Annotated in this window: 16 protein-coding genes; 2 read left to right on the top strand and 14 right to left on the bottom strand. The window is 60.2% G+C overall.

Going from position 1 to position 16,099, the window contains the following annotated elements; translation table 11 throughout:
* The first annotated feature begins 78 nt into the window (after positions 1-78).
* Positions 79-702 carry a DUF2238 domain-containing protein gene (locus tag G6041_RS01480; RefSeq protein WP_012124171.1) on the top strand — a complete coding sequence of 208 codons (624 nt, stop codon included), beginning with the start codon at positions 79-81 and terminating at the stop codon, positions 700-702.
* Here G6041_RS01480 and menE read toward each other — a convergent pair.
* The 8 genes from menE to G6041_RS01440 form a co-directional block, all read right to left on the bottom strand.
* Positions 679-2,073, bottom strand: a complete 1,395-nt coding sequence (menE, locus tag G6041_RS01475) for an o-succinylbenzoate--CoA ligase (protein ID WP_041460429.1) — start codon at positions 2,071-2,073, stop codon at positions 679-681. The genes G6041_RS01480 and menE overlap by 24 nt on opposite strands.
* The gene (gene menC / locus G6041_RS01470) at positions 2,070-3,035 is read right to left on the bottom strand and encodes an o-succinylbenzoate synthase (protein ID WP_012124169.1); all 966 of its coding nucleotides are present in this window, start codon (positions 3,033-3,035) and stop codon (positions 2,070-2,072) included. Before menC ends, menE begins: the two co-directional genes overlap by 4 nt.
* Entirely contained in the window at positions 3,035-3,892 is an 858-nt protein-coding gene (gene menB / locus G6041_RS01465; RefSeq protein ID WP_012124168.1) for a 1,4-dihydroxy-2-naphthoyl-CoA synthase, read from the bottom strand. The genes menC and menB overlap by 1 nt, the downstream gene beginning before the upstream one ends.
* Positions 3,893-3,904: 12 nt before the next feature.
* Positions 3,905-4,669 carry a 2-succinyl-6-hydroxy-2,4-cyclohexadiene-1-carboxylate synthase gene (menH, locus tag G6041_RS01460; protein ID WP_012124167.1) on the bottom strand — a complete coding sequence of 255 codons (765 nt, stop codon included), beginning with the start codon at positions 4,667-4,669 and terminating at the stop codon, positions 3,905-3,907.
* Positions 4,669-6,336, bottom strand: coding sequence for a 2-succinyl-5-enolpyruvyl-6-hydroxy-3-cyclohexene-1-carboxylic-acid synthase (gene menD / locus G6041_RS01455; RefSeq protein WP_012124166.1), 1,668 nt, complete (start codon positions 6,334-6,336; stop codon positions 4,669-4,671). The genes menH and menD overlap by 1 nt, the downstream gene beginning before the upstream one ends.
* Positions 6,337-6,420: 84 nt before the next feature.
* Entirely contained in the window at positions 6,421-7,710 is a 1,290-nt protein-coding gene (gene menF / locus G6041_RS01450; protein WP_012124165.1) for an isochorismate synthase MenF, read from the bottom strand.
* 103 nt (positions 7,711-7,813) lie between these two features.
* The gene (elaB, locus tag G6041_RS01445) at positions 7,814-8,125 is read right to left on the bottom strand and encodes a stress response protein ElaB (RefSeq protein WP_004388266.1); all 312 of its coding nucleotides are present in this window, start codon (positions 8,123-8,125) and stop codon (positions 7,814-7,816) included.
* A gap of 49 nt (positions 8,126-8,174) precedes the next feature.
* Positions 8,175-8,645, bottom strand: a complete 471-nt coding sequence (locus G6041_RS01440) for a GNAT family N-acetyltransferase (protein ID WP_012124163.1) — start codon at positions 8,643-8,645, stop codon at positions 8,175-8,177.
* A 73-nt stretch (positions 8,646-8,718) separates the two neighbouring features.
* Here G6041_RS01440 and rnz point away from each other — a divergent pair, with 73 nt between their 5' ends.
* The gene (rnz, locus tag G6041_RS01435; protein ID WP_004388264.1) at positions 8,719-9,633 is read left to right on the top strand and encodes a ribonuclease Z; all 915 of its coding nucleotides are present in this window, start codon (positions 8,719-8,721) and stop codon (positions 9,631-9,633) included.
* Between the two features lie 52 nt (positions 9,634-9,685).
* Here rnz and nuoN read toward each other — a convergent pair whose 3' ends face one another.
* From nuoN to nuoI, 6 genes are all read right to left on the bottom strand, one after another.
* On the bottom strand, positions 9,686-11,143 hold the full coding sequence (nuoN, locus tag G6041_RS01430; RefSeq protein ID WP_012124162.1) for an NADH-quinone oxidoreductase subunit NuoN: 1,458 nt from the start codon (positions 11,141-11,143) through the stop codon (positions 9,686-9,688).
* 6 nt (positions 11,144-11,149) lie between these two features.
* Complete coding sequence (gene nuoM / locus G6041_RS01425; RefSeq protein ID WP_004388262.1) at positions 11,150-12,679, bottom strand: NADH-quinone oxidoreductase subunit M; 1,530 nt, start codon at positions 12,677-12,679, stop codon at positions 11,150-11,152.
* A 155-nt stretch (positions 12,680-12,834) separates the two neighbouring features.
* A complete protein-coding gene (gene nuoL / locus G6041_RS01420) occupies positions 12,835-14,673 on the bottom strand; it encodes an NADH-quinone oxidoreductase subunit L (protein WP_012124161.1) in 1,839 nt (612 codons plus the stop codon).
* Positions 14,670-14,972 (bottom strand): NADH-quinone oxidoreductase subunit NuoK, encoded by a 303-nt coding sequence (gene nuoK, locus G6041_RS01415; RefSeq protein WP_004388260.1) that lies wholly within the window; start codon positions 14,970-14,972, stop codon positions 14,670-14,672. The genes nuoL and nuoK overlap by 4 nt, the downstream gene beginning before the upstream one ends.
* A complete protein-coding gene (gene nuoJ, locus G6041_RS01410) occupies positions 14,969-15,532 on the bottom strand; it encodes an NADH-quinone oxidoreductase subunit J (protein ID WP_084999135.1) in 564 nt (187 codons plus the stop codon). Before nuoJ ends, nuoK begins: the two co-directional genes overlap by 4 nt.
* Before the next feature lie 10 nt (positions 15,533-15,542).
* Complete coding sequence (gene nuoI / locus G6041_RS01405; RefSeq protein ID WP_004388259.1) at positions 15,543-16,085, bottom strand: NADH-quinone oxidoreductase subunit NuoI; 543 nt, start codon at positions 16,083-16,085, stop codon at positions 15,543-15,545.
* Between the last annotated feature and the right edge of the window lie 14 nt (positions 16,086-16,099).

The following is a 16,099-nucleotide window of genomic DNA, read 5'->3' as shown; positions in this document are numbered from 1 at the left end:
TGCCGCCAGCGAGGGAAGACGTTGTATTTTCGCCATATCTGCCCGATAGTTAGCGTTTTACATTTCTGGCAGATCATTATGACCGTCACATCATCTCGTACGGCGTTAACCTTCGCAGCGCTGGTGCTGGCCCTGATCCTGATTTACACCGGCATCAGCGCCAAAGACAAACTCACCTGGCTTATGGAAGTGACGCCGGTCATTATTATCGTTCCACTGCTACTGGCCACACACTCGCGCTATCCGTTAACGCCGCTGCTTTACGTACTGATTTTCTTCCATGCCATCATTTTGATGGTCGGCGGTATGTACACCTACGCGAAAGTGCCCATCGGTTTTGACGTTCAGGCGTGGCTGGGATTAAGCCGCAATCCTTACGACAAACTGGGACACTTTTTTCAGGGTCTGGTGCCGGCGCTGGCGGCACGGGAGATTTTGCTGCGCGGCGGCTACGTTCACGGTCGTAAAATGCTCGCCTTCGTGGTCTGCTGTATCGCGCTGGCGATTAGCGCCGTTTACGAATTAATCGAATGGTGGTCGGCGCTGGCGCTGGGACAAGGTGCCGATGACTTTCTCGGCACCCAGGGCGATCCCTGGGACACCCAGTCGGATATGTTTTGCGCCCTGCTTGGCGCGCTCACTACCGTGTTCGCGTTGAGTCGCTGGCATACGAAGCAGCTAGTGAATATCCAGCGTCCCTGAATCCGCAATCGCCTGCTGGTTTACCCAGTCGCGTAGCGCCCGGCGGGAAATTTTAATCCCGCCGTTTTTAAGCGTCTCCGGCAGCCGAAGCCAGGCAACCGGCTGCTCAAATCGCGCCAGCTTATCGCTTGCCCACAGGCGCAGCGCCTGTGGCTCAAATGACGCCTCACACTCGATGACTGCCACCGGCCGCGCGCCGAACTCGTCATCCTCCAGCGGGACGACAAACGCCTGCCGCACCTGCGGATGCTGGCTCAGCACGCGCTCGACCGCCTCCGGCTGAACGCCTTCCCCACCGCAGAAAAAAAGATTATCCAGCCGTCCGGGCACCAGTAATTTGCCGTCGCGCCACGCGCCGCGGTCGCGGGTGGCGAACCAGCCCCGCGCATTGGTGAGCGGCACCAGCGCGCCGTCACGCCAGTAGCCAGCGGCCATGCTGCTGCCACGCAGCCAGATCTCATCGCCTGCGAGCATCACCTCGCGTCCCGGCAGCGGCACACCTACATCAGCCTCGCCATCGGCGCGTTTCGCGCACACCGTCGAGGCAAACTCCGTCAGCCCGTAGCCGCACCAGCAGGCGATCTCCCGCTGTGCCGCCGCTTGCGTCAGCGCAACCGGGATCGCAGCACCACCGAGCAACACCGCTTTGAGGCTCAGGCGACGCTCCGGCATCGTTAACAGCCGCCAGAGCTGGGTCGGCACCAGCGAGGCGTGCGTGCAGCCTTCCAGCGCCTCGTAAAGCGGCAGGGAATCACGTACCGCCAGCTGCGCGCCTGCCCGCAGCCAGCGCCAGAATATTCCCTGACCGGAGACATGAAACAGCGGCAGCGAGAGCAGCCAGCAGTCGGCGGCATGAAACGGGATCAGGCTCAGCACGCCCCTCGCGCTCTCCAGGTGTGCGAACGCCGTATGAACGGCGGCTTTCGGCAGGCCGCTGGAGCCGGACGTTAGCGTCATGGATACCAGGCGATCCGCCTGCCACGTAGCGGCATGCGTCGCCGCAGGCTCGCGCCAGTCGAGCAACGTAAGGCACGGCAACGCGGGCGCATCACCGATACAAACGGCATACCGCAACGTGAGCGACGGCAGCAGCGCGTTGATTAACGGTGCCGGCAGTTGCGGGTTTAGCGGCAGAATACGCGCGCCGCACTGTAACAGCGCAAGCCAGGCGAGCAGCGTTCGTTCGCTGTTTTTCGCGCACACCGCCACGCCGTCGCCGTCGCGCACGCCCTGCTGATGAAACCCTGCAGCAAGAGCATCAATCCGCTTGCAGAGCGCGCGCCAGGTGATATCGCCACTGTCGGCGCGCAGCGCGATGTCATGCGGCCTCATGCTTGCCCAATGACGCCAAGGCCAGTCGAAGAGACTCACAGCAGCGGCTCCAGCGCATCCACAGGCCAGCACGGCAGCGGGCTGCCCGGCCACGGGCGCACCAGTTGAGCCTGCATCAGCGCGAGCGTATCGAGCCCCGGCGTGACACCCGGCGTCAGCCAGGCGGCAAGCCGCGCGAGCTGGGTCAGCCCCAGGCTTGACTCAATGGAGGAACTGATGACCGCCGTCAGACACTGCGCATGAGCCTGCGCCACCTGCTGCTGTACCGTTTGCAGACTGCCGGTGAGCGTCGGTTTGATAATCACCGCCCGCAGGCCTGGCTCGGCTGTAATGGAAAAATCGCGTTCGCGCAGGCTTTCATCCCAGGCGATGGCGATACCGGTTTCGGCGGCGAACGCGCGGGAATCGTCAGGGGTTTTGCAGGGTTCTTCGATAAATTCGATGCGCGAACGGTACGCCGGGTTAACGTATTTCGCGAACTGCTGCGCTTTCAGCGGCGTCCAGGCGCGATTCGCGTCAAGACGCAGCGTGAGATCGGGAATCGCCTCCAGCAGCAGGTTGACCACCATGCCGTCGCGCACCGCCTCATACAGCCCCACTTTAACTTTGGCGACTTTCTTGCCGGTCAGCCCGGCGAGGCGTGCGAAGAGTTCATCCGGATCGCCCGTACACAGCGGCGCGGTGTGATAATTCGCGGCCACGGGCAGCGTGCCGTGAAGCTCCGCCTGCGCCATGCTTAAACCAAACGCGACGCTTGCCACCTCCGGCAGCGGCTGTGCGTCGCCACGCTGCCAGGCACGGAGCCAGTCGCGCGCGGCAGACAGCGCCGCGTCCAGCGTCTCGTCGCTAAACCCCGGCAGCGGCGCAATGTCTCCCCACCCTTCGCGTCCGTTGTCAGAAAGGCGCACCAGCAGGCCGTCGCGGGTTTTCAGGCGCCGCTCCCGCAGCACCACGCCTGCGTCCATCGGCACCTGATAACGATAAAGCTGAGCCGCACGCATTATGGGTTACGCTTGAATTTGCTGAAATCTGGCTGGCGCTTCTGGTTGAACGCATTGCGTCCTTCCTGCCCCTCTTCGGTCATGTAGAAAAGCATGGTGGCGTTGCCTGCCAGCTCCTGAAGCCCCGCCTGACCGTCGCAGTCGGCGTTGAGCGCCGCTTTAAGGCAGCGCAGCGCCATCGGGCTGTTTTGCAGCATTTCGCGGCACCAGCGCACCGTTTCTCTCTCAAGCTCCGCCAGCGGAACGACGGTATTCACCAGGCCCATATCCAGCGCCTGCTGCGCGTCGTACTGACGGCACAGAAACCAGATTTCACGCGCCTTTTTCTGGCCGACGATGCGCGCCATATAGGACGCTCCCCAGCCGCCGTCAAACGAACCGACTTTCGGGCCGGTCTGGCCGAAGACGGCGTTTTCCGCCGCAATGGTTAGATCGCACATCATATGCAGTACGTGGCCGCCGCCAATCGCAAAGCCCGCGACCATCGCCACCACCGGTTTCGGGCAGGTACGGATCTGACGCTGGAAATCGAGCACGTTGAGATGATGCACGCCGGAGTCGTCCTGATAGCCGCCGTAGTCGCCGCGCACTTTCTGGTCACCGCCCGCGCAAAAGGCTTTTTCACCTTCACCGGTGAGGATAATCACGCCGATATTATCGTCATAGCGCGCATCGGCCAGCGCCTGGATCATCTCTTTAACGGTGAGCGGGCGAAACGCGTTGCGCACCTGCGGACGGTTGATGGTGATTTTAGCGATGCCGTCAGTGGATTTGTGGTAGCGAATGTCGGTGTAGCCTTCCGAACAGTCGAGCCATTCGGCAGGCGCATAAAGCATCGCTTCATCAGGATAGATCATGGGAGTTCTCCGTTAGGGGCGCAAAATCGCGTTAAGACAGCAGGCCACCGCAGCCGGGTTTTCCCGGTGTGCGTTGTGGCCCGCGCCAGTAATGAGATGCAAAGGCACATTGAGCGTGGCGGCGAGCGCGCGAAATTTTGCATCGCGCTCCCCGCACAGGTAATGAAATGGTACTGAAAGCCGCGCTAAAGGCTCATACAGCGGCGGCTGGCGGCCAGGCGATGTGGCTTCCAGCATCGTGGCCAGGGCAGTGGGTGCATTGCAGGCGCGCAGCGTGATTAATTCCTGGCGCTGTGCATCTGTCAGCGTGGCGAAAACGGGCTGGCGATACCAGGCGTCCAGCACCGTTTCAATCGGTTCATCGTGAAACCGCTGCGCCCACTGTTTATCCGCAACGAAACGCGCATCGCGCTCATCGGCATTCAGAAGCCCCGGATGGCCACCCTCAACCACAAGCCCTCGCAGGCCGGGCGTATTCCCCTGCGTGGCGTGAAACATCGCTATCCGCCCGCCGAGCGAGTAACCCACCAGCCAGTATTCAAGTATGTTGTAACTATTTAACGTTGCGATAAGCTGTTCGTTCACGTGCGCAAAATCAACGGCGCAAAGATGCGCCGAGCCGCCGTGGCCCGGCAGATCGATAAACAGATGGTTATGCTCAACGCAGGCCGCGGCGACCGTCTGCCATTCCCGATGGTCGCCAAGAAAACCGTGCAGCCAGACGACAGTGCCCCGCGCGGCAGCACGGGCGGGCTGAAAATACGCGGTCAGCGGCATCAGGCGCACACCGCTTTGAGTAAACGCGAGAATACCTGCGCACCGGCGGTTTCCGGGACGCGCAGTTCAATGACTGTGGCGACCGATGAACGCCACGCGCGCGTCACCGCCTCTTTAAGCGCGGCCAGGCTCTCCGGCGCGTCGTAGTTCAGCGAAAACATCGCCGCCGCGGGCGCAAAACAGACGTTTTGCGGCATACAGTAAAATTTTTCGCGCTCGCGGGCGGGCGTCGGGAGCATGGAAAAAATCTGCCCGCCGTTGTTGTTCACGACAATCAGCACGAAAGGCGCGGGCGCGTCGCGCAGGAGCGCCAGCGCGTTGAGATCGTAAAGCGTGGAGAGATCGCCCAGCACGGCAAGCGTGGGTTTTCCGGTGGCGCGCTGTACGCCCGCCGCGGTAGAAACCAGCCCGTCAATGCCGCTCGCGCCGCGGTTACCATAGACCGGGTAACCGGCAGGCAACTGCGCCAGCGCATCCACCAGCCGCACCGTCAGGCTGTTGCCGAGAAAGAGCTGGCCGTCTGGCGGCAGCAGTTCCGGCAGGCGGTGCGCCACCTGCGCCTCGCCCCACTCAGTGAGTTCGCGCGCCACAATACGCTGCGTCTGCGCCGCCAGCCCTTCCAGCGGCTCATCCCATGGCATCATGGGGTGCGCCGGATGCTGTTCAAGCCAGGCGGAGATATCCGCCACAATCCGACGCCCGCGGTGGTGTGCCGGATCAAGCCGCCCTGGCAGCGGGTCAACAACCCAGTACTCCTGCGGGCGACATTCGCTTTGCCACTGCAACACGCGCTTGCCGGTCAGGCTGCCGCCAAACTGAACGACAACCGGCGCCTGCGCGAGCAGCGCGGCGGCACGCGGGTGCGCGAGCCAGAGATCGGCGCATGGCAGTGGCTGGCCGGTTTGCGAGAGCACATCGCCAATGAGCGGCCAGCCAAGACGCGCCGCCCACTGCGCAACGGCTTCGCCCTCCTGCGCCGTCAGCCTGCCTGCCAGCACGACCCCGCGCTGTTCGCGCCAGAAAGGCCAGTCCGCCTGCGCGCTGACCGCCTGTATTTTCTCATAGCGCAGCCAGGGTGTTGTCGTCTGCCACCACTCGCCTGGTGCCTGCTGCCACGTAAGATCGGTTTCGTCCAGCTCGCCATAGAGCGGTTCGGCGAATGGTGTATTGATATGCAGCGCGCCTGCCGCGAGCGCGCCCATCGTTTCATCGATGGCGCTGATAAGCCAGGCGGCGGGAATGGAGGGCGTGGGGCGCGGTAAATCGAGCGTGGCGGCGGGGTGTGAGCCAAAAATGCTGTGCTGGCGAATCGCCTGGTTCGCGCCGCAGTCAATCAGCTCCGGCGGACGGTCGGCGGTGATCACCACCAGTTTTTCGCCCGTCAGCCCGGCTTCTATCACCGCGGGATAAAGGTTCGCCACTGCCGTACCGGACGTGACAATCACCGCCACCGGCTCGCCGCTTGCTTTGGCAAGCCCGAGCGCCAGATGGCCAAGACCGCGCTCATCGAAGTGCGTATGCGGCGTGAACGCCGGATGTTGCGCGGCGGCGAGCGTCAGCGGCGTGGAACGCGAGCCCGGCGCGATGCAAAGATGGCGCACGCCGTGGCGGCTCAGCGCTTCGAGAATGACGCCCGCCCAGCGGCGGTTAAACGTGCTTGTCGACATAAGCTTGTCCGGTATCAATTTAGCCGGTTTATTATAAAGCCTCGTCGGAATCGAATTTTGATATGGGTCGGGTTGTGGCTCGGCTCATGAAGTCAGAAGCGTGAGCAGCGCCGCCGCTTTGTTCTCGATCTCCTGCCACTCCAGCGCGGCCTGCGAGCCCGCCACCAGCCCGGCACCCGCGTAAATACGGATTGTTTCGTCCTTCAGGCGCGCCGAGCGCAGGCTGACGCAAAACTCTGACTGCTCCATCGACAAATACCCGGCAGAGCCCGCATACCATTCCCGCTCAAACGGTTCGTGCTCAGCGATAAAACGGCGCGCCGCCTCGCGCGGCAGTCCGGCCACTGCGGCGGTAGGCTGTAACTGATGCAGGCATGCGGCGTCATCGGGCGCGAAAAGGCGCGCGGTCATCGCACACCGGAGATGCTGCACCCGCCGCAGCCGCATCACCTCCGGCAGCCGCGTTGTGATGCTGTGCGCAATCGGCGCCAGGCGCGCGCGAATGTCTTCCACCACCAGCGCATTTTCGCGGCGATTTTTATCATCATTCAGCAGCCAGATGGCGCGCGCCTGCGCCTGACTGTCGTCGGGAAGATTTTCCACCGTACCCGCCAGCGCCTCGGTATCCAGCGCCAGCCCATTGCGCCGCCACAAGCGCTCCGGCGTCGAGCCAAGAAACGCCTCGCGCGCGCTGAAGGCCAGATAAAAGTGGTAGCAGTGGTGATTAGCCTCGCGGCTGGCGGCCATCAGCGCCGTCGCGTCCGGTGGCGCGAGAAAACGCAGATCGGTGGCGCGCGCCAGCACCACTTTAGCGAAATCGCCGCGCTCAATAGCGTGTGTCGCCGCGCCAACCAGTTGCGCCCATTGCTGCGCCTGCGGAATATCACATCGGCTGACGCGGCGCGGCGGGCGTTGCAACAGCGTGTGCCGCGCTGGTTGCAGGTTGTGGATAAGCGGCTTTAACGCCTGCGCCGCTTTGTATTGTGAGCAGGCACTATAAATGTTCACTATCAGCCAGGCGCGATCGTCCTCCCGGCGCAGCTCCAGGCGCGGCAGGAAAAAAAGCCCATTTTGGGGATCGAACGCGTTCAGCCCCCAGACACGAAGGCCTGGTGTATCCGCATGCTTGTGTAAAAACGCCTGCGCCTCGTCGAGACTTGAGAATGTGCATGCCGCACCAAGCGTGGCAACCTCTTCATTGCCTTCACGAGAGCGCCAGTAAAACTGCGGAAACCCTGGCTGCGCGCCAAGCCAGGCGAGTAAATCGTAAAATTCAGGGGAAAATTCAAACGCGCAACGGCAGAGACCGGGCGCATCAGGCACGTCCGCAAGCGCCTTTTCAGCCAACGCCTGCGCGGCGGCGAGGGTATTCACAGGTTTCCTTTCCTCTGCTTAAAACCCTGCATTCTACAGGGCTTTGCGCGCAAAAAAAATGGCGCACCCGAAACGGATGCGCCGGTGCGCGATGTGCGGAGGATTAACGACGGGCTAACAGCAGGCCCAGCACCAGACCTGCGGCGGCACCGATACCAACGCCCTGCCACGGTTTTTCATGCACATAGTCATCGGCACGATAGACCGCCTGTTTGGCGCGGAAGTAGTAGTTGTCGGACGCGGTGCTGACGCGGTTTTTTACGTCATGCAGCGCCTGCTCGGCACGCGCTTTCAGTTCAACATACTTTTGATCCGCTGGATCGCCGGACGAGCGCAGGATCTCTTCCAGAGTATCGCTCAGCAGAGTCAGGTCATCGTCGACACGCGTTTCATAAGGTTGTGAAGATAAAGGCATAACTGGTCTCCGTGTTATCAAGTTACCGGTTTGCTAACTATAGACACACTCACGCTTTTTTGCCTGGACGCGGTTCGCGCCGCATCCCGACGTGCGGGATGCCGTCTTCGTCGTAGATCTCCGTGGCCGGGACAAAACCAAATTGTGCGTAAAACGCCTGCAGATGCGCCTGTGCGCTCAGGTATAGCGGGCTTTCCGGCCAGTTGCGCTCGCAGCTCTCAACCGCGCGTTTCATGAGTTCAACACCCAGCTTTTCACCCCGTGCGGCACCTGAAACAATAACCCGCCCTATCGCGACCGGCGCATATGGATCGTCACTTTTCAGAATCCTCGCATAAGCAATCAGCTGATTATCGCGCCAGGCCAGCAGATGACGGTTTTCGCCCACCAGATCTTCGCCGTCCACATCCAGATAAGGACACGTTTGTTCAACCACAAATACTTCACAGCGCAGCTTCAGCAGCGCGTACAGCGTCGGGACATCCAGCTCGGCGTGATGTTTATCCTGCCAGTCGATCATATTGGGCTCCGGTGTGTGCGGCTTTCCTCGTTATACTAAAAGCTTTCGCGCAATCGTACAGAGTAAATTCCTCATGGAACTGACATTTTTAGGCACCAGCGCCGGGCTGCCGTCCACCACCCGCAACGTGACGGCCATTGTCCTGAACCCGCAAAACAATCGCTCCGGGCTGTGGCTTTTTGACTGCGGCGAAGGCACCCAGCACCAGATGCTGCGCGCCACGGCCACCCCCGGCAAAATAGAGAAAATTTTTATCACGCACCTGCACGGCGATCATATCTTCGGGCTGCCGGGCCTGCTGTGCAGCCGCTCCATGGCGGGCTGTGAGACGCCGCTTGAGATTTACGGCCCAAAGGGCATCGCGGAATTTGTCGAAACCACGCTACGTCTGAGCGGCTCCTGGACCAGCTACCCATTAAACGTGCATGAGATTACCGAAGGGCAGCTATTGGACGATGGCGAGCTTACCGTGACCGCGTACCCGCTGACGCATCCGGTGGAATGTTACGGCTACCGGATCGAGGAGCAGGATAAACCCGGCGCGCTGGACGCGGCGCGCCTTAAAGCGGCGGGCGTTATGCCAGGGCCGCTGTTCCAGCAGCTCAAGCGCGGCGAGACGGTGACGCTTGCTGACGGGCGCACGGTGTGCGGCGCAGATTACCTGAGCGCGCCCCGCCCCGGCAAAAAAATAGCGATTTTCGGCGATACCGGCCCGACGCCACAGGCGGTTACGCTTGCCCGCGATGTGGATGTGATGGTCCATGAAACCACGCTTGAAGCGGCTATGGCGGAGAAAGCTAACGGACGCGGGCACTCGACCACACAGCAGGCGGCTGAGGTGGCCAGAGACGCGGGCGCGAAGCGCCTGTTGATGACGCACTTTAGTTCACGCTATAGCGCGGAAGAGTGTCAGCGGCTGCTCGCCGAATGCCAGGCCATTTTCCCGGCAAGCGAGCTGGCGGAAGATTTCCTGACCATCACGGTATAGCGCCCATAAAAAAACCGCCGGTAAACGGCGGTTTTTATCTTAAGCACAAGGCTTACATCAGTGGTTTCGCCAGCTGCACCAGCGTAATCAGCGGCTGCGGCCAGACACCCAGCACCAGCACCAGCAGTGCGGAAATCAGCACCACGACACCGCCCGCGCTGTATGCCCAGTTGGACGGCGCATCGCGGTTGAGCTGCTGCGGCGCGTTCAGGTACAGGCTCACTGCCACGCGCAGGTAGTAGTAGAGACCAATCGCCGAACCCACGACTACCGCACCGGTCAGCCACCACAGGTTGGACTGCACGCCGACGGCCAGCACGTAGAATTTACCGATAAAGCCGAGCGTCATCGGGATACCCGCCAGCGACAGCATCATCACGGTCATTACGGCCGAGAGAATCGGACGGTGCCAGAACAGGCCTCGGTAGGAGTAGAGCGAATCCGCGTCCGGACCGCGATACGGGCTGGACATCAGGCTCACCACGCCAAACGCGCCGAGGCTGCTGAAGAGATAACCCGCCAGGTAAACGCCCACGGTTTCCATCGACATATCGCCGCTTTTCAGCGCAATTAGCGCGACCAGCAGGTAGCCCAGATGGGAGATGGATGAATAACCGAGCAGACGCTTAATGTTGGTCTGGGTCAGCGCCATCAGGTTACCGAAGAGGATGGAGGCGAAGGCCAGAACACCTAACACCACGCGCACCGCCTCGCTGTCACCTACCGGCGCATAGAGGAACAGACGCATCACCACACCGAAGATAGCGATTTTGCTCGCGGTCGCCAGGAAAGTGGAAACCGGCGCAGGCGCGCCCTGGTAGACATCCGGCGTCCAGAGATGGAACGGCACCAGAGAGAGCTTAAAGCCGAGACCGACAATCATCAGGCCCAGACCCGCCAGCAGCAGCGGCTCGCTCAGCATGTTGTCCGCGAGGCTCTTACCGAGCGTCACAAACGACAGGCTGCCGGACTGCGCATAGACCAACGCCATACCAAACAGCAGGAAAGACGACGCTGCGGCAGACAGAATGGTGTATTTGATCGCCGCTTCCAGCGAGCGTTTCTGACGGAACGCATAACCGACCAGACCAAACAGCGGCAGAGAGATAAGCTCGATACCCAGGAACAGCGATGCCAGATGATTGGCGTTCGCCAGAAGAATACCGCCCAGTGCGGCGATCAGCACCAGCAGATAAAACTCTTCCTTGTTATCGTTGTAGCCCTGCAGCCACGGATAGGCGAAGGTACAGGTGGCGAGGCTCGCCAGCAGCACCAGGCCGGTATACAGCATGGCGTAACCGTCCACGCGCATCAGCGGCGTGACGTCCATCGCGCCCGCCTGACCCACGAACCACAGCGACAGCAGCGCGGCGTTCAGGCCAACAACGGACAGCGTGGCATTGAGGAAGTGATTACGTCGCCACGCAATGGAGAGCATCACAACTACCACCGTCAATCCGACGATCAGCAGCGGTAGCAGCGCGATCAATTGTTGAGTAGTTATTGTCATGGCGAATTACGGCCTTGTAGTTGAAACAGAATCGGTAAACCACTGCTGAATATTGCTCATCGCCGAATGGGATGTATCCAGAATTGGCTGGGGATAGAAGCCCAGCAGTACCAGAAGCACCACCAGCAGCAGGATCATAAACAGCTCGCGCGGCGACAGGCCGCGAATCTCCTGACGCGCCGCCTCGCTCTTCGGCTGACCGAAGTACGCGCGATGCAGCATCGCCAGTGAGTAAACGGACGCGAACACCAGACCGAAGGTCGAGATGACGGTAATCACCGGGACCACCTGGAAGCTGCCGAACAGGATCATGAATTCGCCGACGAAGTTACCGGTGCCCGGCATACCGAGCGTCGCCACGGCAAAGAACATCGACAGCGCCGGCAGCCATCTGATTTTGCTCCACAGGCCACCCATCTGGCGCATATCGCGAGTATGCAGACGTTCGTAGAGCTGGCCGCACAGAATAAACAGACCCGCCGCGGAAAGACCGTGAGCGATCATCTGAATCACCGCACCCTGATAAGCGAGCTGGCTACCGGTGTAGATGGCGATCAGCACAAAGCCCATATGGGAAACGGAGGTGTATGCGATAAGACGTTTGATGTCGTACTGGGTGAAGGCCATCCACGCGCCGTAGAAAATACCGATTACGCCAAGCCACATCGCGATTGGCGCGAATTCGGCAGAGGCGTTCGGGAACAGCGGCAGCGAGAAGCGCAGCAGACCATAGGCCGCGGTTTTCAGCAGAATACCCGCGAGGTCAACGGAGCCTGCGGTCGGTGCCTGGGAGTGCGCGTCCGGCAGCCAGCCGTGCAACGGCACCACCGGCATTTTCACCGCAAACGCGATGAAGAAGCCCAGCATCAGCAGGTATTCGACACCGTGAGACATCGGCGTTTTCAGCAGGCGTTCGTAGTTGAACGTCCACTCGCCGGTGGCGTTGTAGTGCACAAATACCAGCGCCAGGATGGCAATTAACATCACCAGACCGCTCGCCTGGGTATAGATGAAGAACTTGGTCGCCGCGGTGATACGCGTTTTACCGTCCGATGCCTTATGGCCCCACAGGGCAATCAGGAAGTACATCGGCACCAGCATCATTTCCCAGAAGAAGAAAAACAGGAACATGTCGATGGCGAGGAACACGCCAATCACGCCGCCCAGGATCCACATCAGGTTGAGATGGAAGAAGCCCTGATATTTCTCAATTTCATTCCAGGAGCAGAGCACCGCCAGCACGCCGAGCAGTCCCGTCAGTACCACCATCAGCAGCGACAGCCCGTCGATGGCTAAATGGATGGTGATCCCAAAGCGCGGGATCCAGTCGAGAATGAACTGGTCCTGCCACTTCGGAAACTCACCGGATTGCGTCAGGGAGTAGCCGCCCTGCAACCAGAGTTGCAGGCCGAGCGCCAGCGTCAGTCCCATCGTAATCAGCGCAATCCAGCGCGGCACCTTGACGCCGAAGCGTTCGGTCTGCCAGCACAGGAAGCCGCCGATAAAGGGAATCAGTATTAGCCAGGGTAGTAACATGGCGATTTTTGTTCCTTGTTTAAGTCCAGCTCAGGCTATCTTACTCGCCACCGTGAATCCCGCTGCGCGCAGAGAGTCTCCACGGTGGCTTCGCTGATAACGCCTGTCCTTTCGGACTTGATTTTCAACGAATTCTTTTAAAATTCACTTATGAATCAACGCAACACCATCAGCAACACCAGTACGACTACCGCACCGACGCTCATGGATGCGACATACCAGCGCAGGTAACCGTTCTCGCTCAGCAGCAGACCGCGGCCTGCGTAGCGGGAAAGGATGGCCGGAATGTTCATCAGCGCATTCAGCGGATCGCGTTGCAGCAGCCAGGCGATACCCAGGAAAGGCTTAACGAAGACTTTGTCATACAGCCAGTCGAAGCCCCAGGCGTGATACCACCAGGTACCGAAGAAACGACCCGGCGCGCTTTTGGCGACGGCGGTAACCAGCGTGCGTTTGCCAAGCCACAGCCAGGCGGCGATCAGGATACCGACAATCGCTACCACGCCCGAGGTGATTTCCAGCGCCATTTTGCCTTCGTGACCGAAGTGGTTTTCCGGCAATACGCCCGCCAGCGGCGGCGTAATCAGCGCGCCGACAAAGGTCGAAAGCACCAGCAGCACGATAAGCGGCAGATGATGAGTGATCCCCTTCCCGGCGTGTGCGTGAATTTTTTCTTCGCCGTGGAACACGATGAAAATCATGCGGAAGGTGTAGATGGACGTCAGGAACGCGCCAACCAGACCCGCCAGCATTAAGTAGTTATGACCGTTGGCAGCAGCACCCCACAGAATTTCATCTTTACTATAGAAGCCTGCGGTCACGACCGGCAGAGCAGCAAGGGCCGCGCCGCCCACCAGGAAGCAGGCGTAAACCAGCGGAATGGATTTACGCAGGCCACCCATTTTGAAGATGTTCTGCTCGTGATGGCACGCCAGAATGACGGAGCCGGACGAGAGGAACAGCAGCGCTTTAAAGAACGCGTGCGTCATCAGATGGAAAATCGCCGCATCCCATGCCTGAACGCCAAGCGCCAGGAACATGTAGCCAATCTGGCTCATGGTGGAATACGCGAGAACACGTTTGATGTCGGTCTGCACCAGCGCGGCGAAGCCCGCCAGCACCAGCGTAATGGCACCAACGATACCAACCAGATGCAACACGTCCGGCGTCAGCAGGAACAGGCCGTGGGTACGGGCGATCAGATAAACGCCCGCGGTCACCATGGTCGCCGCGTGGATAAGCGCGGAAACCGGCGTCGGGCCTGCCATCGCGTCCGCAAGCCAGGTCTGCAGCGGAAGCTGTGCGGATTTACCGACCGCGCCGCCAAGCAGCATCAGCGTCGCCCAGCGCAGCATTTCATTGCCATTGGCAAAATGCTGCGGTGCCAGTTCAACCATTTCACGGAAGTTCAGCGTACCCAGTTCGTTGTAGAGAATGAACAGCGCGAAAGCGAGGAAGACGTCACCCACACGGGTCACGACAAACGCTTTCATCGCGGCGGCCCCGTTCTTCGGATCGGTGTAGTAGAAACCGATCAGCAGATAGGAGCACAGGCCCACGCCTTCCCAGCCGAGGTACATCAGCAGCAGGTTATCGGAGAGCACCAGCACAACCATGCTCGCGATAAACAGGTTGGTGTACGCGAAAAAGCGGGAATAGCCCTCTTCGCCGCGCATATACCAGGACGCGAACATGTGGATCAGGAAGCCCACGCCGGTGACCACGGAGAGCATCGTCAACGAAAGACCGTCCAGCACCAGGTTAACACCGATGTTGAAATCGCCAACTGACATCCAGGTCCACAGCGGCAGAGAAAACGCCTGCTTGCCGTTATTAAAGAAATCAATGCCAGCGTAAGCGGTGACCAGCGCCGCCAGTCCCACAGAGCCGACCCCAACCGTCGCGGAGAGGTTTTCCGACCAGCGACCACGGGAGAAGGCGAGCAGAATATAGCCAATCAATGGCAAAATAATGGTTAATGCGAGCAGGTTCATCCACGCATCTCACTTACTGAATCGATATTCAGGTTCTGGCGACGACGATGGAGTTGCAGCAGCAGCGCAAGGCCGATACTGGCTTCTGCTGCGGCTAAGCTAATCGCCAGGATATACATTATCTGACCGTCGGTCTGACCCCAGTAGCTGCCCGCGACCACGAAGGCCAGCGCGGCGGCGTTAATCATGATTTCCAGCCCAATCAGCATAAACAGCAGATTGCGACGGATAACCAGACCGGTCAGACCCAGGACGAACAGAATAGCCGCCAGGATCAGTCCATGTTGTAACGGGATCATGCGCGCTCCTCCGTTTTTCTTTTCGACGCGTCCGACGGAGCACCGCCGCGCACGCTTACCACATCGCCCGCTTTCTCTTCACGGCCAAGATGGAAGGCCACGACCAGGCCTGCCAGTAACAGCATGGAAGCCAGTTCGACCGCCAGTACGTAAGTCTGGAACAGGTCTTTACCAACGGCTTTGGCGCTAATCGGGTTGCCTTCAATGCCCTGATCGTTAACGCCCAGAATGGCGTAGACAATCACCACCAGCAGAACCGCCGAGAGAATGCCAGGGCCAATCCAGATTTGCGGTTTGAGCCATTCGCGCTCCTGACGCACCACGGAATCGCCGAGGTTGAGCATCATGACCACGAACACGAAGAGCACCATGATGGCGCCTGCGTAGACGATGATCTCCAGCGCACCGGCGAAGTAAGCGCCGAGTGAGAAAAAGACGCCTGCGATCGCCAGCAGCGAGATAATCAGGTACAGCAGCGCCTGTACCGGATTGCTGTGGGTGATCACCCGGGCGGTGGTCAGGACCGCCACAAGGGCGCAGATATAAAAAGCGAATTCCATTCCTGACTCCTTAAGGTAACAGGCCTTTGACGTCGATAGGTTTGGCTTCGTTTTCCGCGTCGCCTTTATCTTTGCCGTCGATTGCCATACCCGCCATCCGGTAGAAGTTATATTCCGGGTATTTGCCCGGACCGGAGATCAGCAGGTCCTCTTTTTCATACACCAGATCCTGGCGCTTGAACTCGCCCAGCTCGAAATCCGGCGTCAGCTGGATAGCGGTGGTCGGGCAGGCCTCTTCGCACATGCCGCAGAAAATACAGCGTGAGAAGTTGATGCGGAAAAACTCCGGATACCAGCGACCGTCTACCGTCTCCGCTTTTTGCAGAGAGATACAGCCCACCGGACAGGCGACCGCACAGAGGTTGCAGGCCACACAACGCTCCTGACCGTCCGGATCGCGCGTCAGCACGATACGGCCGCGGTAGCGCGGCGGCAGATAAACCGGCTCTTCCGGATACATACGCGTTTCGCGTTTGGAAAACGCGTGCAGGCCAATCATCCAGATACTGCGTAGTTGGGTGCCGAAACCAACCACTATGTCTTTCAATGTCATGGTTTTCTCACCCC

This window comes from Cronobacter sp. HA18003 (assembly GCF_011605905.1).
Taxonomy (GTDB): Bacteria; Pseudomonadota; Gammaproteobacteria; order Enterobacterales; family Enterobacteriaceae; genus Cronobacter; species Cronobacter sakazakii.
Note: the sequence above shows the minus strand (reverse complement) of the source record. Positions and strands in the feature narration are given on the sequence as shown.

What these genes read in the sequence shown, in the direction of transcription:
- rnz (WP_004388264.1), top strand. Translation starts at nt 8,719, where the DNA reads ATGGAACTGACATTTTTAGGCACCAGCGCCGGGCTGCCGTCCACCACC.
- menB (WP_012124168.1), bottom strand. Translation starts at nt 3,892, where the DNA reads ATGATCTATCCTGATGAAGCGATGCTTTATGCGCCTGCCGAATGGCTC.
- G6041_RS01440 (WP_012124163.1), bottom strand. Translation starts at nt 8,645, where the DNA reads ATGATCGACTGGCAGGATAAACATCACGCCGAGCTGGATGTCCCGACG.
- menD (WP_012124166.1), bottom strand. Translation starts at nt 6,336, where the DNA reads ATGTCGACAAGCACGTTTAACCGCCGCTGGGCGGGCGTCATTCTCGAA.
- elaB (WP_004388266.1), bottom strand. Translation starts at nt 8,125, where the DNA reads ATGCCTTTATCTTCACAACCTTATGAAACGCGTGTCGACGATGACCTG.
- nuoK (WP_004388260.1), bottom strand. Translation starts at nt 14,972, where the DNA reads ATGATCCCGTTACAACATGGACTGATCCTGGCGGCTATTCTGTTCGTC.
- nuoJ (WP_084999135.1), bottom strand. Translation starts at nt 15,532, where the DNA reads ATGGAATTCGCTTTTTATATCTGCGCCCTTGTGGCGGTCCTGACCACC.
- nuoM (WP_004388262.1), bottom strand. Translation starts at nt 12,679, where the DNA reads ATGTTACTACCCTGGCTAATACTGATTCCCTTTATCGGCGGCTTCCTG.
- nuoL (WP_012124161.1), bottom strand. Translation starts at nt 14,673, where the DNA reads ATGAACCTGCTCGCATTAACCATTATTTTGCCATTGATTGGCTATATT.
- menC (WP_012124169.1), bottom strand. Translation starts at nt 3,035, where the DNA reads ATGCGTGCGGCTCAGCTTTATCGTTATCAGGTGCCGATGGACGCAGGC.
- nuoI (WP_004388259.1), bottom strand. Translation starts at nt 16,085, where the DNA reads ATGACATTGAAAGACATAGTGGTTGGTTTCGGCACCCAACTACGCAGT.
- nuoN (WP_012124162.1), bottom strand. Translation starts at nt 11,143, where the DNA reads ATGACAATAACTACTCAACAATTGATCGCGCTGCTACCGCTGCTGATC.
- menH (WP_012124167.1), bottom strand. Translation starts at nt 4,669, where the DNA reads ATGCCGCTGACCGCGTATTTTCAGCCCGCCCGTGCTGCCGCGCGGGGC.
- G6041_RS01480 (WP_012124171.1), top strand. Translation starts at nt 79, where the DNA reads ATGACCGTCACATCATCTCGTACGGCGTTAACCTTCGCAGCGCTGGTG.